A 25746-nucleotide genomic window follows, 5' to 3' on the forward strand; every position below is an offset into this window, starting at 1 on the left:
TTCCATAACATCGCTATAACAAATTACTTAAACTCAAGTTCACGTCCGTTGCTCGAAACATTTATCGTGCAGCCTTCGGCAAACTTTCCTTCAAGCAGTTCCTTTGAAAGCGGGTTTTCTACCCACGTCTGAACAGCACGCTTTACAGGGCGGGCACCAAACGCAGGGTCGTAGCCTTTTTCTGCAATGAAGTCTACAGCGGAATCATCAAAGCTAATTGCAATTCTTCTGTCTTCAAGGCGTTTTGCAACACGCTCAAGCTGAATCTTTACAATTCCGCCAATACAGCTCTTGTCAAGACGACCGAACATTACAATTTCATCGATTCGGTTCAAGAATTCCGGGCGGAAATGCGTTTTAAGCAAACCGTCAATTTGAGTTCTTGCTTCTTTCATTTTTTCGTCTGTGTCAGCGTCAAGAATCAACTCGCTTCCCAAGTTGCTCGTCATAATGATGATTGTGTTCTTAAAGTCTACAACTCTGCCCTGTCCGTCTGTAAGTCTTCCGTCATCAAGAACCTGAAGAAGAACATTGAAAACATCAGGATGAGCTTTTTCAACTTCATCAAACAAAACTACGCTGTAAGGTCTGCGGCGAACAGCCTCTGTAAGCTGACCGCCTTCATCGTAGCCAACGTATCCCGGAGGCGCTCCAATCAAGCGGCTCACGCTGAATTTTTCCATATACTCGGACATATCGATTCGAGTAAGCGACTTTTCATCGTTGAACAAGAAGTCTGCAAGCGTTTTTGCAAGCTCTGTTTTACCAACGCCAGTCGGTCCAATGAACAAGAAACTTCCAAGCGGACGGTTCGGGTCGCTCAAGCCGGAACGGTTACGGCGGATTGCATCGCTTACAACCTGCACGGCTTCATTCTGACCTATAACACGCTTATGAAGGACTTCCTCAAGCTGCAAGTATTTTTGCTTTTCGCTTGAAAGCATTTTTGCAACAGGAATTCCTGTCCAGTTGCTTACGACACGCGCAATGTCTTCTTCTGTAACTTCCTGACGCAAAAGGGATTCGCGCTCTGGATTCGCCTCAACTTCCTTATCGTGGGCAACAGCCTCTGCAAGCTGCTTTTCAAGGGCAGGAATTGTGCTGTACTTTAATTCAGCGGCTTTTTCAAGGTTGCCTTCGCGGGTGTATTTTTCTTCGTTAAAGCGTGCATCTTCAAGTTCTTCCTTTATTTTGCGGCTCTTGTCGATGCTGTTTTTTTCGTTCTGCCACTGAAGTTTCATGGCATCGCGTTTTGAAGTCAACTCGGAAAGTTCTTTTTCAAGTTTTTCAAGGCGTTCTTTAGAAGCGTTGTCATCTTCCTTGCTCAAAGACTGTTTTTCAATCTGAAGCTGCAAAAGTTTTCGCTCAATCTGGTCAAGCTCAGTAGGCTGGCTTTCAATTTCCATCTTTAAGCGGCTTGCGGCTTCATCAACCAAGTCAATCGCCTTGTCCGGCAAAAAACGGTTTGTAATGTAGCGGTTTGAAAGAACTGCCGCACTGACCAAAGCCTCATCGTTAATTCTAACTCCGTGATGAATTTCGTACTTGTCGCGAAGTCCACGCAAAATTGCGATTGTGTCCTCAACAGTCGGTTCAGCACAGTAAACCTGCTGGAATCGTCGCTCAAGCGCCGCATCTTTTTCGATATATTTTCGATATTCGTTCAAAGTTGTCGCGCCAATCACATGAATTTCACCACGGCTCAAAGCTGGCTTCAACAAATTCGAAGCGTCCATTGAACCTTCGCTTGCTCCAGCCCCTACAATCGTATGAAGCTCATCGATGAAGAGAATTATCTGTCCTTCAGATTTTGTAACTTCTGTGATTACAGCTTTTAGTCGTTCCTCAAATTCACCGCGGAATTTTGCGCCGGCAACAAGACTTCCCATATCAAGCGAAAGTAGCCGTTTGTTTTTCAGACTTTCAGGCACATCTCCGCTTGCGATTCGGCGGGCAAGCCCCTCAACGATTGCGGTTTTACCAACGCCCGGCTCACCAATCAGAACTGGATTATTCTTTGTTCGGCGGCACAAAACCTGCATTACACGGCGGATTTCCTCATCACGGCCGATAACAGGGTCAATTTTATCCTGACGGGCACGCGCTGTTAAATCCGTGCAGTATTTTTCAAGAGAGCGCATCTTGCTTTCCGGGTCTTGGGAATCAACCGTTTGGTTTCCGCGAACGGACTTTAGAGCTTCAAGAACTGTATTCCTGTCGCATCCTGATTTTCTTAAAAGCTCGCCAACATTGTCATCTGCCTGAATCATCGCAAGAAAAACGTGCTCGGTAGAAAGAAACTGATCTTTTAAAGAAGCCATTTCCTTTTCTGCCTTGGCAAGAACTTTCTGCGCGCTGGAAGACAAAGACATTTGCGTCTGGCCTTTCACTACAGGATATTTGTCCAATAAGTTTTCAAGATTTGTTTGCAAAGATGAAGGCTGAAGTCCAATCCGTTCAACTAACGGCGGAATCATTCCGTCTTTCTGGTTAAGCATGGCATACAAAAGATGCTCATTGCCTATTTCGCTGTGGTATCTTTGCTGGGCCAAGCTGCTTGCGCTTTGCAGCGCGTCTTGCATTTTTAATGTCATCTGTTCGTAGTTCATAAATTTCCTCTAAACAAGGAATATACAAATTTCCGAACTAAAAATCAAATTTTTTTAAGAATTATTTTTCAGCAGTTTCAAGATTGCCGTATTCGCAGATGCACTTGGATATGTCGGCCTGCTCCAAAAGCTCAAGATTTTTCTTCATTTTTTTATACAGCTTGAATTTTCCAGTTCCAGAGCCGCTTGCAAGAATCCGCATAACTTTTCTTCCGCCTGCTGGACTTTCAAAATCGCGCAAGGACATTTCTTTTGTGTTGCAGAAAATATCAATATCGATTACATAACGCCTGTCGTGAACGCTAACAGACCAATGCAGTTTAAGACCTTCGTCTTCCGTTCCGTTCATTTCCTGGCAGTCATAGCTTATCTGATTTTTTTTCAGTTTGTTTGCATGAAATTCAATATTTTTTCCTTCAATTGAAACAAGAACTGAAACTTTATTTTTATATTCACCTTGAACCGCAAAAACAGAAGCATCCAAAAGCCGCCCGGAAATTTCGCTTGTAAAATTTGAAGAGCTTAAATGGAAATACGGAGAAGAAAAATCCCTGCCCCAGTTTTTATCATAATATCCAAAAGAATTCCGAGGATTCACATTGTATTCTTCATTGTTGAAAATGATTGTGCCAGAAAAATCAGTCTTGCCGCCAAGCACTGCCCAGTTTATGTCTTTTGTTCTGTAGTCTGAAGAAAATGAAATGCTTCGTGAAAACTTTAAATTCCAAGACATAGAGCCAGTGCTTCCCATATATTCCGGGTGAACGCGCAAGTCCTCATCTGTAACTTTTATTGCGCCAGAAGTATAGTCGTGAGCCAAAATGCAGGCCGGCAATTCTTCTTGCTTGACAGAAATTATATATTCACTTTTTTTTGCTGACAGGATTTCAGGCGGAAAATAAGAATTCATCTGGCTTGTGCTTACAGAAAGAACTCCAGCTTTTATCATAAAAAATGAAGGTGAAACATAAGTTTGAGAACTGAAATTTTTTGCTGTTTCTGAGCCTGCCAAAACATACTGAAAATCTTCCGCAGACTTGTTAAAGCGGTTCTTAAAACCAAGCACACATTCTTTGGGAGACAAGGCAGGATTCACAGCATAGAATTCAATAAAGAAAGTTTTTTCTTCGCCGGAAACAGTGCTTACAGCGTTTGTAACAAGCCTCCAGCGGTCAAAACCGTTTTTTCTAAGGGAACCTTTTAATTGTAGTTTTTCATTACGGCAAATTTTTTTTGCAGCCATATATCTTCCCACCAAAAACAAGACACAGCCAGCACTAAAAAAAGCACGGCATTTTGGCAAACTTAAAATATTTTACAAAGATTGCCTTAGGTTTATTTTCGGCAGAAAGCTATGTTTATTTAAATATTTTCTTTAGAGAATCTTTGAATTCAGAATTGTCTAGCGGAAAGTGCTGCTCCAAAAATTCAAAGCAGTTTTGCGCGCCACGCTGAACGTGCTCATACCAAATTGAATAAAGTTCCGGCTCTATTTTTTCGCTAGGGAAAGGCGCGCCCTGAACATCAGAAACAAGCTGTCTCATTAATCTTGTCAATTCTTCTACACTTTTGTTGGTCATTTTTTTCCTTCATTTTTAAAAACTAAATAATGTCTTACTATTATAGTGAAATCTTTATTATTTTTCCACTTATTTTTTTAATTTTATCAGAAATCATGTCTTTTCCGCAGATTACAACTTTTTTTCCGCAGAACACAGCGTCTTTGTAGCGGCAAGTTGATTTTTCAATATCGCTTTTTTTTAGGCTAAGCAAATTTTTTATCCTGATTTTATCAAGTGAAAGTGAAATTCCATAAAGGCATCTCATAAGTCCAGTTCCGCCTCTCATTGCTGGCGTGTACGGCTCAATTTCATCTGAATAAACTCCGGCAATCGCTTTTTTTATGTCATCAAAAGAAAATTCATTTTTTTCAAGAAGCGGAAGTTTTTCTTCAAAATATCCAAGCGAATCAAAAGGCTTTGGGTCGCGGTATGTGGCAAAGCAAGTTGCGCCGCTTGAACTTTGAACAGAAAGGAAAACACCGTAAGCTCCTCCGCTAGTTCTAATCTGCTTCCATAAGTCGGAAGTTTCAAGCAGATGTGAAAAAACTGTGTCCGCCATGATTTCTTTTCCCTTCTCGCCAGAACTTTTTACAGCGGAAGAAGCAAAGCCAGTGTTTCCCGGCACAACAAAAACTTCATCCACGCAAGGATTTTTCTCGCAGTAAATTTTTCCTGCAAGCTCTGTCTGATTAAAAAATTCCTTGTCAGAAATTTTCTTTTTGGGCTTTGGAAATTCAAGGCAAAGACTTTTTGCAAGAAAAGCAAAACTTTTTTTAGCCTCGGCAATTCCTGAGCTTCCGGCTGTTACATGGAAAAGAGAGCCGCTTGAAATTATCTTTTTATAAATAGATTCAAGCTTTTCAGAAAGCTCAGAAAGCTTCATTTTTTTTATTTCGTTTATTGCAAAAACAGAAGTAAGCCCGTCCTTAATTTCCTGAACAGCGCACGAGCGGTTTAAAAGCCTGCATGACCTAAGCATCGCAAAAAAATGTCCGCCTGGAACAACTGCCGCGTTCAAGCTAGAGCACAAGCCGTTTACAATTGTCTTGAGCCTAGCCTTGTCTGAAAAGTCGATTGAAGAAATAATTTCACTTGCAAAGCCGAAGGCTTCCAAAGATTTTTCTTCTATAAATTTAAAATGAATCACAAGCCACTCGCGCCCAATTATAAGCGGATTTTCTGCGGCAAGATTTTTTGAATACTCTGGAACTTTTGCGCTTCTTATGTAAGCACCAAAATCTCCCATGATTCTGTCAGAATATGAAATTGTTTCTTCCCAGGATCTTTTTTTTGTTCCAAGCCCTGAAATGCAGCTAGAAAGCAAAGGAAGAAATTTGTAGTCCGCAGGATCAAGGCGGTCAACAGGAAAAGAAACAGAAGCATAGACAATTCCATTGCAGGCTTCCTGATTTACATAGAAAGGAATTTTTTCACACAAAGTTTTGCGTGTTTCAATTTTTTCAGCAGGATTTTCAAGTTCTTCAATATTAACAGCAGGAATCAAATTTTCATTTTCTGCGCTGGCTTGAAACGCATGAAGTTTTTCAAGTGAAAGCAAAACATTCTCTTTCCCGATTTTTTTATAAAGACAAGATGCAAGTTTTTTTTCTTTTTCGGCTCTGTCAAGGCTCCATTTTTCAGATGGCGAAACCGTTACTAAAGTTTTGTTTTTATTTTCAACAAAAAATTTTTTTATAAGATTTTTTAGATATTCTGGATTAGATTTTATTTTTTTCTTTATCTGCTCAAATGATTCTATAAAAGCAAGCGCGTCTTTTGGATTCGCTCCGTAAGTCCAGGAACGCAAAACCCGCTTAAGCAGAACAAGAGAGTACGGGCCATGAGACGGAGACCTTTTTACTTCTCTTATTGAAAAATCAAAGCTCATAAAACTGCGCTCAATGTCTTCTTCTTTTATTCCATCTTCAGCAAGCGACTTCATAGCGCCATCAATGCAATTCTGGAATTCCTGCGCCTGCTCCGGCTTAAGTCCGTTCACGCCTATTGCTATGGAAAAAAATCTTGAGCTTATGCTGCATCCAGTTTGCGGCGCAATATCGCAGCCTTTAAACTTATTCAGCAAAAGTTTTATCACTGGCGCAGAATCGTTTCCCAAAAGAAGCTCGGACAAAAAACTTATTTCCATTGGCAATGAAAAAAGATTTTCTTTTTCCGCAGAATCTCCGATTTTCCAAACTACAGCCGTTGTGTTTTTTGAATCTTCTGCAGGACCAAAAGCGTCAATCCGCTTCTTCATTTTTACAAAAGAATTTTCAGAAGCAAACGAATATTTTTTGCCAGAAGACTTTATATTTTTAATTACGTTTTCATCAAGAAAATCAAGCTGCTCTTCTGTCGGAATGTTTCCGTATAAAAACACAAGGCAGTTTGCCGCGCAGTAATATTTTTTGTGAAACTCTTTAAACTGCTCATAAGTTAAAGTTGGAATTTCCAAAGGGTCGCCGCCGGAATCTTTTTCGTACCCAGTGCCAAGAACAGAAGCATTTAAAACCACGTCAGTCGCAACGGAATTAAAAGATGAATAGTTTCCTTTCATCTCATTAAAGACAACTCCCTGAATTATAGGATTTCCGTTTTGGTCAGTTTCGATTCTCCAGCCTTCCTGCAAAAAAGTTTCAGCATTTAAAATCGGAAAAAAAACAGCGTCCGCATAGACAGACATCAAATTAAAATAATCAGTTTTTATAAGCGAGCTTGCAGGAAAAACAGTTCTGTCTTTTGCAGTGTAGGCGTTAAGATATGTGTTTATGCTCTGATTTCTAAGCTGAAGGAACGGATCTTTTATCGGGAATTTTTTTGAGCCGCACAAAACGCTGTGTTCAATAATGTGCGAAACTCCAGTGCTGTCTTTGCAAGGAGTTCTAAAGGCAAATGCAAAAAGATTTTCTTCATCGTTGTTAAGGATATGAAAAACTTCCAAGCCGGATTTTTTGTGGCGCAAGAAAATTCCTTCAGAATCGTAATATGGAATTTTAAAGACATCCAGAACTTCAAAGCCTTTGTAAACATCATTTTTTTTCATACGTAAACCTCGCCTTCATCTCTTCCTGCAACACGCAAATCTCCGTTTTCCCAAGCGCGCCTAAGAACGGAATAAAACGATGAAGTCATTTTTTCACTGTCGGCTTTTGTCAAATGGTGAATCATGCTTTCTTCATCAAGAATAACGCGTCTTCTGTTCTTGGAAACATTTGAAAGAATTTTTTCTCTAAACGCATCATTCTTTCCATAAATTAAAATTGCAATGTCGCGGTCTTCCATGTCATGAAGATAATTCTGAATAAACCTGTCATCCGAACCTATAACATCTTCTTCTGTAAAAAGCCGTTTACGCAAATCTTCGCCAAGCTCTGGGTCTTGCTCGCTCAATGTATTGATAATTGAATTTTCCGCGGAAGGATTCATTCGCTTTAAAATCTGGGCAAGAACTCCGCGGCCGTCCATGTTCTGTGAATTTTCCGTATTTTGAGTAAGAAGCTTTTCGTGCAGGCTCTTGTCAATTTCCGCAAGAACTTCTGGAGCAACAGGCTTCATTTTTGCAAGACGCAGGACAATCTTTTTTTTGTCGTCAACGTCCATTAAGTTTATAACTTTTGCGGCTTTTTTAGGCTCAATCTGCGAAAGAACAAGCGACTTTACAGCATCAGATTCTCCGTCAATCAAAACTTTTATCCGCTCAGCATCCGCATCAGAAAGATAGTCAAAAGGTTTTCCGTCCGGATACTTTACAGATTTTTTGAGCATATCCTCCGCTTTTTCAGAACCGTAAGCCTTTGTCAAAATATTCCGCGCAGTTTCAAGTCCGCCTTCTTCCCTCGCCTTTTCAACAAGAGATTCAAATTCCTCAAGAATTGAAGCTGACTCTTCCGGCGTGATTTTTTGAATTGAAGCGATTTCTGGAATTATTTTTTCTGTCTGCTCTTCTGTCAAATGCGGAAGAATTTTTGCAGCCTCGTCAATTCCGACTATCACAAGAAATTTCGCAACTCTTCTATATATATTGTCTTTTTCTGTTGAAGAAGCCGGAATTTTTACAAGTCCGCCGCTCGTAAGATTTTTTGCCGCGTTTTTTACATCATCTGAAGTCGCTGATTTTTTCTTTTCAAACCAAGTTCCAGTTTTTGCCGCGATTTTTGCCTGCTCTATGTTTTGCCTTTCCGCGTGTTCTTTGTTCTGCTTTTCAATTCGGTCTATTGCTGAATTGACATTTTCAAAAACCGGCTTATGGACAAGTTTTTTATTCTGACCGGCTCCAGCTGAATAAGCGTTAAGCCTGTAATCTTCTAACTTCATAGGAACATTTTAATTTATGATATGATTTTTTTCAATTTGAATGTAATATTTTTTTTTGAAAACTATGTAACTCTTTACAAAATTTGTTTATTATTTTAGTAAAGAAATTTTTAACATAGAAAACTTCAAAAATCAGGAGGTTTTAGTTTAATATGAAAAAATTAGTGAAAAAAATTGCGTACACAGCCGGAGCGCTTTTAATGGCAGCCGGAATATTTTCACTGTCATGCAAAGTAAACAAAGGCTCTGCAAATGTTGCCTTCGCAGAAACTCCAGCCGCGCAAATTCCGCAGGACTCATTGGCAGTCACTCAGGCTTTACAGGACTCGTTCCGCTCAATAACTTCCCAAGTGCTTCCAGCCGTTGTAGAAGTTGATGTAAAGGAAACAACAAAAGTAAAAACATTTTCTCCATTTAAAGATCTTCCATTCTTCTTTGGAATTCCACGTGACGGACAAGAAGGCGACGGAACAAAAGAACTTGAGCAGTCCGCGCTTGGTTCTGGCGTAATTGTAAGAAGAACTGGCAACACAGTTTATGTTCTTACAAACAATCACGTAGTAGGAAACGCCACTTCAATAAAAATCAAGCTTAACGATGAGCGTGAATTTGAAGGAAAACTTGTTGGAAAAGATGAACGCATGGACATAGCACTTGTTTCATTTGAAAGCAGCGACAAGTCAATTGCAATTGCAAAGCTCGGAGACAGCGGCACAATTCATCAGGGAGACATTGTACTTGCACTCGGAAGCCCTCTCGGATATTTTGCTTCTGTAACACAGGGAATTGTAAGCGCAACAGGCAGAAGCGGCGGACAAATCGGTTCAATCAGCGACTTTATCCAGACTGATGCGGCAATCAACCAAGGAAACTCCGGCGGACCTCTCGTAAATATTTTTGGCGAAGTAATAGGAATAAACACTTGGATTGCTTCAAATTCCGGCGGCTCTCAAGGACTTGGATTTTCAATTCCAATCAACAATATAAAGGAATCAATAAACCAGTTCATTGACAAAGGAAAAATAACTTACGGCTGGGTCGGAATCAGCCTCGTTGAAACCACAGACGAATACAAAGAGCAGCTTGGAATAGACAAAAAACAGCAGGGTGCGCTTGCAAGTCAGGTATTCCTCGACGGTCCTGCGTATAAAGGCGGAATTCTTCCGGGCGACTTTATAATCGGACTGAACGGACACGACATAAAATCCGTAGACCAGCTTATCCGTGAAATCGGAGGAATTCCAGCAGGAAAAACAACAACTATAAAAGTTCTGCGCGGAAAAACAACAAAGGAAATTACTGTAAAAATTGATGAGCGCAACGAAGAAGTTACTGCAAACGACACAAAGCTCTGGCCTGGATTTGTAGCCTCTCCGCTTACTCCAGATTTAAGAAAAAGACTCAACATTGAAAAAGAAAAAGTTGAAGGCGTAGTTGTTGCAAGAGTATTTGAAAAATCTCCTGCCGCAGCATTGAGACTTCAGGAAGGCGATATTATCTGCGCTGTAAACGACAAAAAAGTTTCAAATCTTGAAGAATTCTATGCGGCTTTGGACACCAGTTCAAAGAAAGAAATATGGTACGATGTATACAGCAATGGACACGTTGTAACAACAGCAAGATACAAAATCGGAAAGTAAAGAAAAAAATTCTTCTTGCTTAAAAATGCATAAAAATGCCACGCCACTTGACGCGGCATTTTTTGTTTGTATAAAAAACAATTTTCTGAAAAAATTATCTTTTTTTTAGAAATAAATGTAACCAAAAAAAGAGATTTATGTTGTTATTATTGAAAGACAAGAGACCTCCTTTCTTCATAAGAACTCCTTTTTCAAGCTCCAGCGGGTGCTGGGGCTTGTTTTTTTACAGAGCGTTGCAAGATTAAATTACCTTTACACAACTTTTCTTCACAAATATAATATCCGCCATGTCTGTATTGGAATTGTTTATTTTGGCTGTAGGATTAAGCATGGACGCATTTGCAGTTTCAATTTGCAAGGGACTGGCTGCTGCGAAGAAAGTTTCTATCAAGGAAATGTGCATTGCAGGCGTCTGGTTTGGCGGATTTCAGGCTTTAATGCCTTTTTTAGGCTGGATTCTAGGCTCAAGATTTAAATATTATATAGAAAACTTTGACCATTGGATTGCATTTCTTCTTTTGGTTGCAATTGGCGCAAACATGATCCGGGAAGCTTTTTCTGATGAATGTGAAAAAGTTGACAATTCATTCGCGCTAAAAACAATGTTCGTAATGGCAGTCGCCACTAGCATTGACGCGCTTGCAGTCGGAATAACATTCGGGCTCTTGCTTGACAGCTGGAAAGAAATAATCCTTGCAAGCCTTTTTATCTGCTCAATAACATTCTGCTTTTCCGCAGCTGGAGTAAAAATCGGAAGCGTATTTGGAAACAAGTATGAAAAAAAGGCAGAAATTGCAGGCGGAATAATTTTAATTTTAATCGGAATAAAAATACTTTTAAATCACCTTGGAATTTTATAGTTCAATATTGCATTAAAGAATTTTATAGTCATGACCTTCAGCCGACTCAAAAATCTTTACAGAGCAGCTTTCCATCGTAACATTTTCGCAGAAATCCGCAATATTCATTGAGCAAGGAGAAAGCAAATCGTCCGGGTTGTAAGAAGTTTCAACAATGCTTTCTTCATTTTCACTTGCAAGCCGGCTAAAAGCTCCGTTTAGGCTTACAATATCTTTTACTGCGGAAAAAAGATGCATTTTGTTTTTTTCTTCAAACTTTTGCTTTAAGAACAAAAGCTGAAGTTTTTCAATAGCCTTGTGTCCTGCAAGCTCCGGGTCAAAACCAGTTTCAAACGAGCAGTTACTGCAAAGTTGAAATTCCTCAAAATCAGAAAAAAATGAAGAGGCTTCTATTTTAAGCGCGTTTATTACACTACAAAACCAAGGCACTGCCCTTCCCGCGGAATAAAAAGTCTTGCAGGCAAACGCCATTCCTCTTGAAAAATCAAGGTCTTTGGAAGAATAAATTCCAGTTGGCTTTGGCTCGAGATACGGTTTTTCTTCAAGCTGCGGAAAATCAATGTGGTTTGGATAAAGCGAAACTGCAAAATCAAGGCGGCTTCTAAAGTTTTTAAAAGTGTCGCCAGTTTTCATTCCCCAGTCCATATTGAAGCCGAATACAAGTCCAGCTTCATTTAAAAGCCGGGCTTTCTGCGAATAAAATTTCTTGTCAAATAAAAGCGCGCCGTTTTTTTCTGTTCCGCAAAAAGGAATTTCCAAGGAACAGTATATTTCTTGAAATTCCTGAACAAGTGTTTTATCAAGAATTTCAGGAGAAACTAAAATTGAAACAAAAAGTTCCGGGCAGAACTTTTTTATCTGGCTTACAAGGCGAAGAATTCCGTTTTTATCGCGCGAAAACTGCCTGTCGGAAATGGAAAGTTCTGTGATTCCTTGCCTTGAAAATTCCGGGAGAGTTTCAAATATTTTTTTTATCGAAAAGACAGAAAGAGACGCCTTAGAGGATTGCAATTCCGTGCTTCTCACATTCATTTATCATGGAATCCGGCCAAATGCTGACCTGAGTTTCCCCGATATGGGCTTTGCGCAAAAAGTACATGCATAAGCGCGACTGTCCGATTCCGCCGCCCATTGTCTGAACAAGAGAACCGCTCAAAAGCTTTTTATGGAAATCAAGTTCCGCACGCTCCGGGCATCCGCGTTCCTTAAGCTGGGCAACCAAAGATTCCTTGGAAACTCTTATTCCCATGGAAGAAAGTTCCATTGCCTGATTCAAAACAGGATTCCAGACCAAAAGGTCGCCGTTAAGTCCTGTGTGTCCGTCACCGCTTTCTGTAATCCAGTCGTCATAGTCTGGAGCGCGTCCGTCATGGATTGAGCCGTCCGGGAGTTTTCCGCCGATTCCTATTACAAAAATCGCTCCGTGCTTTTTGCAGAATTCGTTTTCACGCTCTTTTGGAGTGAGCTTTGGATAAAGCCTGTACAAATCATCTGAATACACAAAAGTAATTTTCGGCGGAAGAATCGGAGTGATTTCTTCGTATCTGTCATAGACAAAAAATTCAGTCTGCTTAAGAACTCTGTAAATCCGCTCAACAGACTCGCGCAGGAACATTACATTTCTGTCGTTTTCATCGATGTGCATTTCCCAGTCCCACTGGTCAACATAAAGCGAATGAAGATTGTCCAAAGTTTCGTCCGCGCGGATAGCGTTCATGTCTGTGTAGATTCCAAATCCGCAGCCAAGCCCAAGTTCGGAAACTTTCAGACGCTTCCATTTTGCAAGCGAATGGACAATTTCCATCTGGGTATCTTCCATGTCTTTTACAGGGAACTTTACAGGCCGCTCAACTCCGTTCAAGTCATCGTTTATTCCAGTGCCTGATTTTACAAACAAAGGAGCTGTAACTCTTGTAAGCCCAAGCTCCGTGGAAAGCGCAAGCTGAAAAAAATCCTTCAGCAAAACAATAGCTTTTTCAGTTTCCTTTACGCTAAGCAAAGGCTTGTAATTTTCTGGAATATACAAATCAGGCATTTTAGTCTCCGTACATGAACTTATTTACCCTAAACTTCGAGCTTTGATAAAAATAACTGTTTAAATGTCATTCACGTGCTTGACACGGGAATCGGTTGTAAATTTTCAACAGATTATCGGGTCTAGCCCGATAATGACATTAAATTACCAAACTCGAATTTCAAGTTATTTAGAATCTCCACATACTACAACGATTTTATAAATTTTTCAAATGCTTTTTTGCCTGTTGGATTCCTTTTGTAAACGCCGGCGTCTTCAAGAACTTTTGCAAACACAATTCCAACTTCGTCCTGAAGGATTTTTCCAACATTGTCTTTTGTTATGCTGCTGTACTTTGGAACAAATGATTTTACCCAGTCGTAATGCTTTCCAAGAACTTCATCCGCGCTAAAGTCTGTTCCGCTCAAAACAGCATCTTCCAAGCCCGCAAGTTCCTTTTTAAGCCTTGATGGAAGAACCGCAAGCCCCATAACTTCAATAAGCCCGATGTTTTCCTTTTTTATGTGGTGAAGCTCTGCGTGCGGATGGAACACACCAAGCGGATGTTCGGCAGTGGTTATGTTGTTGCGCAAAACCAAGTCCAGCTCGAATTTTCCGTTTTTCATGCGGGCAATCGGCGTGATTGTGTTGTGCTTTTCGCCGTCAGTTTCAGCAAAGATAAATGCGTCCTCGTCTGAATACGCCCTCCACTTTTCAAGAATCTTGTCAGCAAGAAGGCAGACTTTTTCAGCGTCGTTTCCGTCCAGGCGGATTACGCTCATCGGCCACTTTACGATTCCGCATTCAACGTCCTCAAAGCCTGCGACAGTGAATTTTTCTTCAACTGGAGCCTTTGCCATAGGGAACTCGTAGTTTCCGCCCTGAAAATGGTTGTGTGAAAGAATTGAGCCGCCAACAATCGGCAAGTCGGCATTGCTTCCGATTATATAGTGCGGAAAAAGCTTTATAAAGTCAAAAAGATAGCGGAACGTTTGCGGGCAGATTTTCATTGGCTCGTGCTCGTAGCTAAAGACAATGCAGTGCTCGTTGTAATAGACATAAGGCGAATACTGAAGCCCGAACATTCTTCCGTTCAGCTCAACAGGAATAATTCTGTGTGTCTGGCGCGCGGCATGGTTTACGCGTCCTGCATAGCCTTCATTTTCCTTGCACAAAAGACAGGCTGGATAACCGCCCTGCTTTGCGTTGCGTGCTGCTGCGATTGCCTTTGGGTCTTTTTCAGGCTTTGAAAGGTTGATTGTAATGTCGATGTCGCCGTATTCTGTGCTTGCCTTCCATTTTAAGTCCTTGCAGACTCTGTAGCGGCGTATATAGTCAGTGTCCTGGCTGAATTTATAATACCAGTCTGTCGCTTCCTTTGCGGATTTCTTATAAAGAGAGTTGAATTCAGCCTGAACTTCTGAAGGGCGTGCAACAAGGCAAGACATAATCTTTGTGTCGAACAAGTCGCGGTAAACAATGCTGTCTTCTATGAACTTTTTTTCAACAGCGTAGTCCAAAAGGGTTTTTAGAATATTTTCAAGCTCGCAAACTTCTACGGAAGGAACAAATTCCGCCTGCTTCTCGTTTTCAAATCCATCGAGCGCAAAAAGCTCAAGCAAACGGTTCTTTGTATAAACAACATCATCTTTTTTGATGAGACCAGTTGCAAGACCATAGCCTGCAAGGGAATTAATAGATTCGTAAATATTCATACCGCAATTTTAAAATGATTTTCCCCAGCTGTCAAACAGACTTTCACCAATGCGCGCAATCAGTTGCTCAAAAGACATTATTGCTTCACCTGTCATTATCCGGCTTGACCGGATAATCCATGAAAATTTGCAGCGAAATAGATTGCCGGGTCTATCCCCGGCAATGACAAAAAAGCTTGGCATTCAGGCTAAATAAATGCCGGAACGGAAGCGAAAAAGCAGAATTGGCGTAATTTGCTGTTTTTTTTTGCCGCATGGCATACAAGGAAATAACAAAGAGTTTCGAATAGAAAATCTTTGTTATTTCTTCCAACAAAAAAAATTGCAACCCTAGCCAATTATGATTTTCCGCTGAAAGTGCAGGCATTTATTTACTTTGAAAATGGTTGACATACACGCTTTTAGAATTAAAATAGCTTTTCTGTATGAACTTTAAGCATAAAATAATCCTTGTTTCCCTGCACATTTTGCTTGCGGCATCAGTTTTTCCGCAAGAAATATCAGAACTGGAAATTCCGCGCTGCCCTGCAACTATTTGCGGTGAAAATGGAGGCGACCATGAAGTCCACAAATATTCGGGGTTTTCACTGTGCTTTAGAAACAGATACAAGGACGCAGAATGGGTAAGCTACACGCTCACACAGGAAAAGCTCATAAAAAACGCCCGGCGGACAAACAAATTCATTGAAGACAAGAATATTTCAACAGGAAGCGCGAAACTTTCAGACTACAAGGCAAGCGGATACGACAGAGGGCATCTTGCTCCGGCAGCAGACATGGCTTGGAGCGAGCAAAGTGAAAACGAAAGCTTTTTGATGAGCAACATGACGCCGCAAGTTCCGCAGTTCAACAGGGGAATCTGGAAAGAGCTTGAAGCCCAAGTCAGAAAATACGCGCAAAGCCTTGACTTTCTGATTGTAGCGACAGGCCCGGTTCTTGAAAAACAGCCTGAAGAATACAGCTCCATAGGGCAAAGCAAAGTCTGTGTTCCAGAATACTTTTACAAAGTCCTTCTTTCAAAAGACAAAGACGGAAACTGGCAGTCAATAGGCTTTATACTTCCCAACGAAAAGAGCGAGCAGGATATTTTCTCGTACAAAGTCTGCGTAAACGAAGTGGAAGAAAGATGTGGCATAGACTTTTTCAGCGCGCTAGACGATTCCATTGAAGAAGAAGTTGAAAGCCAGACAGAAAATATATTTACACAAGATTACCCAGTCAAGCCGGATAATGGCAATATGAACAAGCAGGAGCAAACCAGGCAATAACAAGTCTTGACTAAACTGTTATTTTCATATTTGACACTCTAACATTGCCGTATTGGACTCCATAACACGTCCATATTGGACTGTCCAATACGTCCATACTGGACACCCTAATATGCTCTTATTTGACAGGTTAATATTCCTAAAATTTATACACCCGCAATTTTTGACTAAACTGTCATTCCCGCACTTGATGCGGGAATCCGTAAGCTGATGATAATGATAAAAATTGCAATTTTCAGAAGTTGACTATATAATTTCTATTAATGAAAAGAGTGTTTATTAGTGCGATTTTTCTAGCCGGACTGCTGCTTGCTTCGTGCGAATCTTCCAAAGTAGAAGAGCCTGCCGTAAATGAATTTGAAATAAAAGAAGACGAGCTTGTTACATCTCAAAATTTTCTGGACGGAAAGCTTCTGCTTACTTTTGCAGGCGACATAATGGCGCATTCCGAAAACACAAGGGGAAACTTTCACGACATTTACACGGAAATTGAAGACATTGTAAGGCAAGCAGACTTTTCATTTGCTAACTTGGAAACTTCCGTGGACAACAAAAAAGACTATTCTTCATACCCGCGGTTCAGCGTAAAGGAAAGCTATGCAGATGCCGCAATCGAAGCCGGATTCAACGTGTTCAGCCTTGTAAACAACCACTGCAATGACTATGGGAAAGCCGGGCTTGAGTCCACGCGCAAATACTTTGAAAAAAAGCAGAGCCAGCTCAACGCGCAGAACAAGGAGCTTTATTTTGCCGGAATCAAGAAAAACAAGGGAGAGCAAATAGAGTTCATTCCGATTGAAAAAGACGGCTGGAAAATTCTTTTTGCCGCGGTAACAGAGCTTGCAAACCAATGGCTAGACACTGAGTACTTTGACTTTCTTAAGCCGACACAAAAAGAGCGAGAGAAATTCCTTGAGCTTATAAAGCAGAAAAAAGCCGAATGCGACTTGCTGATTTTAAGCTTTCACTGCGCGGAAGAAGAATATGTTTTGACCATTGCTGAAAATCAAAAAAAATTTTATCATGCACTTATTGATTCTGGCGTTGACGTTCTTTGGATAAACCATCCGCACGTTGCAAAAGACTGGGAGCTTATAACTTTTGATGGAGTTCCTAGAAAAATTATTTTCTATGCAATGGGAAACACAATCAGCGGGCAAAGAAGAAATCCTGAATTTTCAAATCCAGCCAACAGACGGGAATACACCGGGGACGGCTACATTTCGCAAGTTGCCTTTGAAAAAGATTCCGGCGGAGCAAAAATTACCTGGGTGAATCCAGTTCTTGTTACAACGCTGATTACAGATGAGAAATATTTCGTCATAAAAAAGCTGAATGATGAATTTCTAAATACACTGGAAGAAACTTCAAAATGGAAACCGTATCTTTCAGAAAGAAAAAAACTTATGGAACAAATAAAAGGAAAAACTAGATGTCAATAAACTACAAAAATCTTCCTGTCTATGAGCAGAAAGAAAGAATCCTTGAAGCGTTAAAAAACAATCAGGTTATAATAGTGCAAAGTCCGACCGGCTCTGGAAAAACCACGCAGCTTCCCGTTATCTTGCACGAGGCAGGATACTCGCAGACAGGAACAATCGCCGTAACCCAGCCAAGAAGAATTGCGGCTTTAAGTGTAAGCGAGTTCATTGCAAAGCAGCTAAAGACAAAATATCCGGGGCTTGTAGGATACAAAGTTCGCTTTGAAGACAAGACTGACCCGACAACAAAAATCAAAATAATGACAGACGGAATTCTTTTGCAGGAAATGAAGCTTGATCCATACATGAGCAAGTATTCCATTATCATGGTGGATGAAGCGCATGAACGCAGTTTGAACATAGACTTTGCGCTTGGACTTTTAAAAAGAATTCTTGCAGTGCGCCACGACTTTAAAGTAATAGTAAGCTCTGCCACAATGAACGCGGAAAACTTCAGCAGATATTTTGGCAACTGCCCTATCATAAATATTGAAACACAGACATTCCCGGTAGCGATGGTTTATGATCCGCCTGAATCCAAGCCGACCACAACAACAGAAGCCGGAGTTGAAGCAATCCTTGGAAAAATAGAAAAAACAATTGACCGGGTGCTGGACAACAAGGAAACTGGCGACATTCTCGTTTTCCTTCCGGGCGAAAAAATAATAAAGGACTGCATGCAGCGGCTGTACAATGCTACTTTCAGAAACAAAATCCACATTGTTCCGCTTTACGGCAGGCTTCCAAAAGAAGAGCAGGAACGGGTTTTTGACAATGCTCCGTTCGGAAAAAAGAAAGTTGTCCTTAGCACGAACATTGCAGAAACTTCTATTACAATAAACGGAATTACAACAGTAATAGACTCAGGACTTGCGAAGCTGAATTTTTACAGTCCAAAGACATTCACTTCAAGCCTCGTGGAAACTCCGGTAAGCCGCGCAAGCTGCAGCCAGAGAAGAGGAAGAGCCGGACGCACCTGTGAAGGAACTTGCTACAGGCTTTATTCACGCAAGGATTTTGAAAGCCGCCAGGAATACACAACTGAAGAGATTTACAGAACAGATTTGAGCGAAGTTGTTTTGCGCATGGCGGAGCTTGGAATAACTGAATTTGAAAAGTTTGATTTTATTTCGCCGCCCGGACACGAAGGACTTGTTGGAGCTGTCAACACATTGAATATGCTGGGCGCGCTTGAAAAAGACGGCTCGCTTTCCAGCATCGGAAAACTCATGGTTCAGTTCCCGCTTGAGCCTCGCATAAGCCGAATAATTGTAGAAAGCATAATGCGCTATCCGAATGTAATGGAAGAAGTTCTGATTGCGTCTTCGTTCTTAAGCGCGCAGTCTCCATTCGTGCTTCCTGTTGGAGAAGAAATGGATGCCCGTCAAGCCCACCATTCATTCAGAGATATGCAGGGAGACTTTGTTGCCTACGTAAAAATGTTCAGGACTTATTCAGAAATGAAAAACAAGGAAGCGTTCTGCAAAAAGAATTATCTTGATGAGCGCGTCATGGCTGAAATCCAGAACATAAAAATTCAGCTTGAAGAAATCGTGTCGCAAAAGCTTCAGCTTCCGATTTTAAATAACGGAAACATGGAAGACTACCTTTGCTGCATTGGCTGCGGAATGATTCAGTTTGTGTGCGTGCGCGAAGGAAGAGAAAACTACAGAAGCCTTACGCAGGATCACATTTCAATTCATCCAGGCTCATCTATGTTCAAGACGAATCCAGTTTACATTGTAGCCGGAGAAATTGTTCGCACAAGCAGAATGTTTGCAATGAGTGTTTCGCCTCTTACAAAAAAAATCCTTGAGCAGATAAGTCCAGGGCTTGAAGAAAAACTCAACAAAATCCGCGCGGAAAAAGAAAAGGACAGAGCAGAAAAAGCTCAAGCCCCAAAAGAATCAAAGAAAAAAGAAAAGCAAGAAAACAAAAAGGGCGCAAAAAAAGAAGACAAGAAAAAGGATGAAAATACAGTTTCGTTCGGCGGAGAGTCATTTGAATGCAAAAAAATCAAAGGCAAAAAGACATTGCTTCTTCCGTGGAATGAATTCAAAAGCGCAGCCTCAAAGGAAACAAACGAAAGCCTCTTGAACAACATTGCAGGAATGAAAGGCACAATTCTTATGAAGGGCGGATTCAAGCTGCTTTCCGGCGAAAAAATGGAAGCCATAATGAAAATTGCAAAGACGCTCAACTTGAATCCAATTGATGAAAAATCCTGGCCGCGCAAACTGAACATAAATATTTTTGAAAACGGCGGACTTGAACAGCTTGTAAAAAACATTGAATTTGTAATGCGCATAACGGTCGCAAAAGCCGCTTCAAAAGAGCTTGGTTTTGTCTGCCTATTTACAGACGGAAACGGAACTTACTGGTTCAAGGTTTCAAGAGGATTTACAACCGCGCTTAATGAAAGCCTTGCATCTCTTGAAAAACTTATTGACGACACAAAGGACTCAGAGCTTGATATTTCGCGAAAAGAAAAAATAAATATGCTCTACAGACTTTTGGACGGAATGTATAAGTAAATATTGAAAATTTTACTCCATACCAATCCCATGAAACATCATGGGATTATTTTTTCTAATCTTAAAACCAGCAAAAATCCCCGCTGCTTATAAAAAACTCTTCAAAACCATGCATTTTCTGCATTTTTGCGGCAATGAATAAGTATAGAAATTTTCAAGCACAAACAGGAAGAAAAAATGCAAAGACATGAACTTACACCGGCTCAGAAATGGGAGCGGCTCACACTCGCAGACAACTTCATATTCTGCAAAGTCCTTGAGGACAACCCGGAAATCTGCAGGCATCTTATCGAGATTCTCCTCAACATAAAAATCGACAGAATCGAAAAGCCAGCCGCAGAAAAATCTCTGAAAACTGACTTCACATCGCACGGAATAAGATTCGACGTATATGTAAAGGACGGAAACGGCCGCTCGTTCGACATAGAGATTCAGACAACGCGCAGCACTTCCCTCGCAAAACGCGCCCGGTATTATCAAGGGCTGATGGATGTTGACAATGTGCAGCACGGAGCAGGCTATGACGTGCTTAATGAAAGCTATGTTATTTTTTTGTGCATGGGAGACGCATTCGGAAAAGGATTCCCAGTCTACACATTCCGCTACCGCGCCGATGAGGACAACGAGCTTGCAATGGATGACGGAACAGTAAACATCTTTTTCAATGCTAAAAAGTATGATACAATGAAGTCCGAGGAACTGAAATCATTTTTCAAGTATCTCTGCGGAAAAGAGCCGACTTCCGGTTTCACAGACAGGCTCTCCGCGCTGGTTGAGCGTGTAAAAACAAACGCGCAGTGGAGGCACAGGTTTATGACATGGGAACAGGAAATGGCTATTCAGGCAGAGGAAAGAGCCAAAGAACTTGCTCAAGACATAGCTCAAGATATTGCAAAAGAAAGAGCCAAGGAAATTGCTCAAGATATGGCTAGAGACATGGTCAAAGATGCTGCACAAAGCATAGCCAATGATATTGCAAATCAAAAAATTATTGAAACTGCGCAAAAAATGCTTCAGGAAAATATAGGAACGCCAGAGCAAGTTTCGATGGTTACAAATCTTCCGCTTGAAAAAGTGCTAGAACTTCAAAAGGAAATTAAATAGCTTACAATTTTATTCCTGCGCTTAATGTGAATGATGTTCCAGGCGCAGGATAGCCGTCAACATGGACATACTGAAAGTCAAAAACATTTTGCCACAAAAACTGCGCATAAAATTTTTTTCCTGTCCAGGAAAGGCTTGTATCCAAATTAAAATAATCAGGCACATAAAGAATATTGCTATTGCTTGTATATTTTTTTGAATTATAAGAAAAAACTGTTGTCCAAATAAAATCATTAAAAAACGAATATTTTTCAGTCAAAGAAAAAGTATGCACAGGTGTGTACATTATCTGATTTCCATCCGTGCTTCCACCTGAAGTCAAGACAGCCTTGCAAAAAGTATAGCTTGCAGAAAATTCAAGATTGCCAAAAAGCTCTTTGGTGGAAAAATAAAAGTCCGCGCCCCAATTCACGGATGAGCCCCAGTTGTCCGGCGACCAAGAGCCGCTTGTATCGCTCACCCACCCGATTTTGTCCTTATAAAAAATCAAAAAAGGCTTTACAGAAACTTCGAATTTTTGCGAGTACAAAAGTCCTGTGTAAAACGAATATGCGCTTTCGCTCTTTAAATCTGGATTTCCGGTTCCGCCATCACCTGAATAATAAAGCTGCTGAAAAACTGGATTCGTTATGTTTTTTGAAGCCTTAAAGAAAAAAGCAAAATTTTCTAAGTTCCGTTCTGCTGAAAAACTGTAGAGCAAACTCAAAGTATTTGAAAGCTCAAAATAATCGAGTGGAAGCGACATAGAAAAGTTCCAGCCCAAAATTTCAAACTTTACAGACGGAGAAAAGAACGCAGAAAAAAGCGAATGTGAATAATTTGCATTTTCTTTGCCAGAAGAAATTTCATCAGAAAAATCATAAGAACAAAGCGCGTAAAATTCCAAAAAGTCCAAGACAGAACTTTCCGCCTGAAAAGAAAAATTACTTACTTTGTATTCGTTTCCCAAATCTGAAAAACGGGCGTGCTTTGTGTAGTCAAGGTCTGAATATTTGTACGATGGCAAAACTTTTAAGTTCCATTTTTCAAACGGAAGAAACACAGGAAGCGCAAAAACAAGCGAAAGGTCTTTTTGATTTTCTTCTGTAAAATACGCGCCTCCAGTTTTTCCGCAGTTGGCATCGGAATAGATTGCATAGCTTGAAAATCCAAACGAAGCGCCAGGAAATTTTTGCGTGGCAAATTCTGCAAAAAGTGAATTGTTAAAAAGCGTGCGCTCATAGCCTGAATATTTTTTCTTGTAACCTGAATACGAATCGCTAAAATCCGGCTTGTAAGTTGCATCCAGCGAACGGTAGCCAAAATGATTTTTCTTGTGCGAAACATTGAAAGCTTCGTGCACAAAAAGAGATGAGCCGTTTTCAAAAATAAGTGGAACAGAAAATTCAGTTCTTGCCGCAGGACTGTCGTTCACGGATGAAAGATAACTTTGAGTTTTTAGCTCCGCGCCTGCATGAATCTTGCTAAAGTCGCAGGAAACCGTAGTTATGTAAATTGCAACAGAGCCGTTTACCGCGGCAGGATTTACTTTTATAGATTTTACAGTGGAAAAGTCCAAAGTAGAAAAATCAAACTTGCCGGTATTGGGATCGTTCACAAGCACATTGTTTATGTAAATTTTTATTGAAGAATTCCAATAGCCATGAAATGTAAGCTCATTGTTTCCTTTTTTAAATGCAAAGCCCGCGCTTTCCAAAGCCTGTTCTGCACAAGAAAAAGAAGACAAAGCATCTTCGTCCAGAACGATAAGCTCTGGATTTTTTGCGCGGTGAATTGTTGTTGTAATGCCCGGAAGCTCCAGTTCCTGAGAAAAGGAATACAAAGAAGCAGACAAAGCAAAGAGAAAAGCAAACAGATTTTTCATATCAATGACATCTTCGGGATTTGCCCCCGAAGATGAAAAAAATTATTCTACTTTAGAAAAAACATTTTTAGTTGGAACAATAGAAGAAGAAACTGTGCGGCCAGTTTTGTCTGCACCAGATGAAGAAGAAGTCCAATAAGTTGTGTTAAAACAATCCGCATTATTAAATGCAAATTTTTCAACGGCCTCATCAAGAGTTGTTATATTTTTATAAGCATCTCCTGCAGCACCTTCAATATAAATCTTTGTGTCACTAAATACAGAATCTTTATTTAAAGAAGTTGGAATTTCACCATTCTTTGTAAGGAACTGAAATTTTACGCCATACCAGCAACCAACGCTTGGAGTACCATACGGCGAATATTTTGCCTGAAAAAGAATTACACCAGAATGCTTATCCAATTCACTATCAGAAATTCCATCAGAAGAATCTGCACCAGAGAGAAGATTGTAAACAACATAAACTTTGTTTGAACCTTTTAAGTTAAGATATTTCACTTCCGAATCATAGGTATTAGGATTTTTAATATAATCAGAATTTTCAGTTAAACCATCAATAGAATTAAGAGCTGCACATGAACTTGCTGTAGCGTAAGCAATTGAAGGACGCAAAATAAAAGCAATCTCAGCCCCATAATTACTATATGCAGTTGTGGAATACACTCCGCTGACGGGGTCGTCAGCGGAAAGCTCGACGGGGTCGTCAGCGGAAAGCTCGACGGGGTAAAGAGAATAATGAATGCTATCATCATCGTCGTCATCTGATTTACAGCTTGTAAAAGAAACTGCAACAAATGCAGACATCAAAAGCGCGGTCAATACCAACCAAGCGCGGTTAAAAGAAAATTTTGTGTTTTTCATAAAAAACTCCATTGCGTTTAAATTTTACAGCTCACTATGCTAGGAGCTGTGTAAGATGAATTATTGCTTTGTAAAATCTCTAATCTGAGAATTCATAATGCTCCAATCATATGTATCAGGCAAACTGCTTTCAGTATATACCTTTGGTGGTCTCACATGAAAATACTGATTACCATAATAATGCATCAAATAAGCTGCATAATTAGATGAACCATCTGTAAGCAATATCGCATAACCATTATAAGTACTACCAGATAACCATAACTTAACTTGTATACAAGTATATTCTGTAGAATCATAATTAAAACTTGAACCATTCATTTTCAAAGTATGTCCATTAGACTTTTTAGTTACAAAAGTTCCATTGTCAGGTAAATTTTCAGTTTCAAATTTTAATTTGTCCTTTAATGCAAGATAAATATCATAACTTTCCAAAGACAATTCAGCAGAATCTGACTTCAATTCATGAACATAGGAATCTTTGTTAAGATAAAATGAATTAGGCAGTCCATACCACCAATAATCCTCAATTTTGTCTTCTGGAATTGTGTAGCTAGGAATGTGTTTTTTTATTTCAGCCCATGTCCAAGTTTTTGAAGTATATGAATCTTCTGTGTATGTTCCTATCGAATCACCTTTTTTCACTGTCCAATATTCCAAGCTACTGTCTTTTGACTGAACAGGTTCTCCAAAGTAGAAGTTAAAGACATAGTGAATCAATGTTTCAGAAGGACCATTAAATGTGTCATCCATATCCAGAGTGGAATCCATAGCTTCCGCAGGGCTGTCGTACCAATCCGAAGACCATTGGATTCTCCACTCGCCCCCCCCATTGTTTTTTAGGGTACAGTGATTCCAAAACAGACCTTGCTTTGTTATAAAAGGCTCGTTTCCAGTTATGCCAGGACTAGTTGAGCCTGCCGCACCTTTTTGGGAAGTGTGAGCCAAAAGCAAATCATAAGTTTTTGTGTTCTCGTCATATTCTGTGGCAAGAACATTTGCAAACCAGTAATGGCTTACATCTTTAGAAATGCTGAGCTTTGCGCCAATTTGCAGCTCCCAGCCTTTATTATTCAATTTATATTTTCCATCAAAATTTGAAAGATAGTCAGATTTTAATGCAGGAACTTTTTCATAGTCAAAAAACGAAGCACTGTTATCTGTGGCAATCTGCATACCTGTTGCAGAAAGAAAATCGCATTTAAAGTAAACATTGCCATTGCTTTCTTTATAAAAAGAAACTTCAGAAGTTTTTCCTATTTCGCGTATATTTGTAGAATAAATAATCTTCGCTTTTGTTATGCCGTTTTCTTCTGCGGTAAGCTGAATCCATCGTTCCGTATTAATACCGTCCGGCATATAATTTAAATAAACAATCTTTTTATCTTTATCTTCTGGAAAATCGAATCTATATTCATTTGAAGCAAACCACACAGTATTTGCAACGTCATCATAAAGCAAAACTCTTGCATTGTTTTGATTTGCATTGCTTGAGCCTGAAGAAGAATTTGAACCGATAATTCCGCTGTTATCAGAATCGCCTACATTGTCCATGCACGAGGCAAAAAGAAAGGAAATTAAAAAGAAGGCAGAGCACGCCTTTATAAACTTCATTTAGATGTCCCCCTAAACGAAAAAAAGAGTTAAGAGAAGTCCGGATTTTACGGTGGTGGGTCCTCAGCTGAATTCCACAGCATATTCTCTGCATTTATATAGAAATAAATGCGCTTACACAGATAGGGATGTCTAATATGTTCCAAATGTCATTGCCGTACTTGATACTGCGATGTTTCTGAAAGAAACTCGGTTAACAATCTCTAACTATACATTAGATTTTCGGGTCAAGCCCGAAAATGACATAAAAGGTACTTTTGAGACATCCCCATGACAGGATTGTAATACTGTCATCTTCGGGCATTG

General features: G+C 40.1%; 17 protein-coding genes. 6 read left to right on the top strand and 11 right to left on the bottom strand.

From position 1 onward, the window contains the following. Nucleotides 1–23: 23 nt before the first annotated feature. The 5 genes from clpB to Q0N70_RS08505 all read right to left on the bottom strand — a co-directional run bounded on the left by clpB (nucleotide 24) and on the right by Q0N70_RS08505 (nucleotide 8485). Complete coding sequence (gene clpB / locus Q0N70_RS08485) at nucleotides 24–2609, bottom strand: ATP-dependent chaperone ClpB (protein ID WP_294015818.1); 2586 nt, start codon at nucleotides 2607–2609, stop codon at nucleotides 24–26. Between the two features lie 61 nt (nucleotides 2610–2670). Next, nucleotides 2671–3852, bottom strand: coding sequence for a hypothetical protein (locus Q0N70_RS08490; protein ID WP_294015821.1), 1182 nt, complete (start codon nucleotides 3850–3852; stop codon nucleotides 2671–2673). Nucleotides 3853–3967: 115 nt separating this feature from the next. Next, on the bottom strand, nucleotides 3968–4189 hold the full coding sequence (locus Q0N70_RS08495; RefSeq protein WP_294015824.1) for a hypothetical protein: 222 nt from the start codon (nucleotides 4187–4189) through the stop codon (nucleotides 3968–3970). A 40-nt stretch (nucleotides 4190–4229) separates the two neighbouring features. Then, nucleotides 4230–7214 carry an insulinase family protein gene (locus tag Q0N70_RS08500; RefSeq protein ID WP_294015825.1) on the bottom strand — a complete coding sequence of 995 codons (2985 nt, stop codon included), beginning with the start codon at nucleotides 7212–7214 and terminating at the stop codon, nucleotides 4230–4232. Continuing rightward, on the bottom strand, nucleotides 7211–8485 hold the full coding sequence (locus Q0N70_RS08505; RefSeq protein WP_294015827.1) for a flagellar motor switch protein FliG: 1275 nt from the start codon (nucleotides 8483–8485) through the stop codon (nucleotides 7211–7213). Before Q0N70_RS08505 ends, Q0N70_RS08500 begins: the two co-directional genes overlap by 4 nt. Before the next feature lie 152 nt (nucleotides 8486–8637). Between Q0N70_RS08505 and Q0N70_RS08510 the strand changes: the two genes are divergently transcribed. Then, on the top strand, nucleotides 8638–10125 hold the full coding sequence (locus tag Q0N70_RS08510; RefSeq protein ID WP_294015829.1) for a Do family serine endopeptidase: 1488 nt from the start codon (nucleotides 8638–8640) through the stop codon (nucleotides 10123–10125). Nucleotides 10126–10412: 287 nt separating this feature from the next. Next, the gene (locus tag Q0N70_RS08515; RefSeq protein WP_294015831.1) at nucleotides 10413–10985 is read left to right on the top strand and encodes a manganese efflux pump MntP family protein; all 573 of its coding nucleotides are present in this window, start codon (nucleotides 10413–10415) and stop codon (nucleotides 10983–10985) included. Between the two features lie 12 nt (nucleotides 10986–10997). Here the strand turns inward: Q0N70_RS08515 and Q0N70_RS08520 are convergent, their stop codons facing one another. The 3 genes from Q0N70_RS08520 to galT form a co-directional block, all read right to left on the bottom strand. Next, nucleotides 10998–11996, bottom strand: coding sequence for a hypothetical protein (locus tag Q0N70_RS08520; protein WP_294015832.1), 999 nt, complete (start codon nucleotides 11994–11996; stop codon nucleotides 10998–11000). Then, nucleotides 11983–13020, bottom strand: a complete 1038-nt coding sequence (gene asnA / locus Q0N70_RS08525; RefSeq protein ID WP_294015834.1) for an aspartate--ammonia ligase — start codon at nucleotides 13018–13020, stop codon at nucleotides 11983–11985. The genes Q0N70_RS08520 and asnA overlap by 14 nt, the downstream gene beginning before the upstream one ends. Before the next feature lie 185 nt (nucleotides 13021–13205). Further along, entirely contained in the window at nucleotides 13206–14714 is a 1509-nt protein-coding gene (gene galT / locus Q0N70_RS08530; protein WP_294015836.1) for a UDP-glucose--hexose-1-phosphate uridylyltransferase, read from the bottom strand. Between the two features lie 425 nt (nucleotides 14715–15139). On the opposite strand from galT, the gene Q0N70_RS08535 reads away from it, so the two are divergent. The 4 genes from Q0N70_RS08535 to Q0N70_RS08550 all read left to right on the top strand — a co-directional run bounded on the left by Q0N70_RS08535 (nucleotide 15140) and on the right by Q0N70_RS08550 (nucleotide 21101). Beyond that, entirely contained in the window at nucleotides 15140–15982 is an 843-nt protein-coding gene (locus tag Q0N70_RS08535) for a DNA/RNA non-specific endonuclease (protein ID WP_294015838.1), read from the top strand. Nucleotides 15983–16245: 263 nt separating this feature from the next. Continuing rightward, a complete protein-coding gene (locus Q0N70_RS08540) occupies nucleotides 16246–17424 on the top strand; it encodes a CapA family protein (RefSeq protein WP_294015841.1) in 1179 nt (392 codons plus the stop codon). Continuing rightward, nucleotides 17415–19997: an ATP-dependent RNA helicase gene (locus tag Q0N70_RS08545; protein ID WP_294015843.1), complete on the top strand. Its 2583-nt coding sequence runs from the start codon at nucleotides 17415–17417 to the stop codon at nucleotides 19995–19997. The genes Q0N70_RS08540 and Q0N70_RS08545 overlap by 10 nt, the downstream gene beginning before the upstream one ends. A gap of 177 nt (nucleotides 19998–20174) precedes the next feature. Next, nucleotides 20175–21101 (top strand): Rpn family recombination-promoting nuclease/putative transposase, encoded by a 927-nt coding sequence (locus Q0N70_RS08550; RefSeq protein ID WP_294015845.1) that lies wholly within the window; start codon nucleotides 20175–20177, stop codon nucleotides 21099–21101. Nucleotide 21102: 1 nt separating this feature from the next. Here the strand turns inward: Q0N70_RS08550 and Q0N70_RS08555 are convergent, their stop codons facing one another. The 3 genes from Q0N70_RS08555 to Q0N70_RS08565 are packed head-to-tail and all read right to left on the bottom strand — an operon-like array spanning nucleotide 21103 to nucleotide 25440. Beyond that, complete coding sequence (locus Q0N70_RS08555; RefSeq protein ID WP_294015846.1) at nucleotides 21103–22965, bottom strand: hypothetical protein; 1863 nt, start codon at nucleotides 22963–22965, stop codon at nucleotides 21103–21105. A 42-nt stretch (nucleotides 22966–23007) separates the two neighbouring features. After that, a complete protein-coding gene (locus Q0N70_RS08560; protein WP_294015848.1) occupies nucleotides 23008–23826 on the bottom strand; it encodes a hypothetical protein in 819 nt (272 codons plus the stop codon). 60 nt (nucleotides 23827–23886) lie between these two features. Continuing rightward, the gene (locus Q0N70_RS08565; protein ID WP_294015850.1) at nucleotides 23887–25440 is read right to left on the bottom strand and encodes a hypothetical protein; all 1554 of its coding nucleotides are present in this window, start codon (nucleotides 25438–25440) and stop codon (nucleotides 23887–23889) included. Nucleotides 25441–25746: the final 306 nt, after the last annotated feature.

This window comes from uncultured Treponema sp., assembly GCF_945873775.1.
Classification (GTDB): Bacteria; Spirochaetota; Spirochaetia; order Treponematales; family Treponemataceae; genus Treponema_D.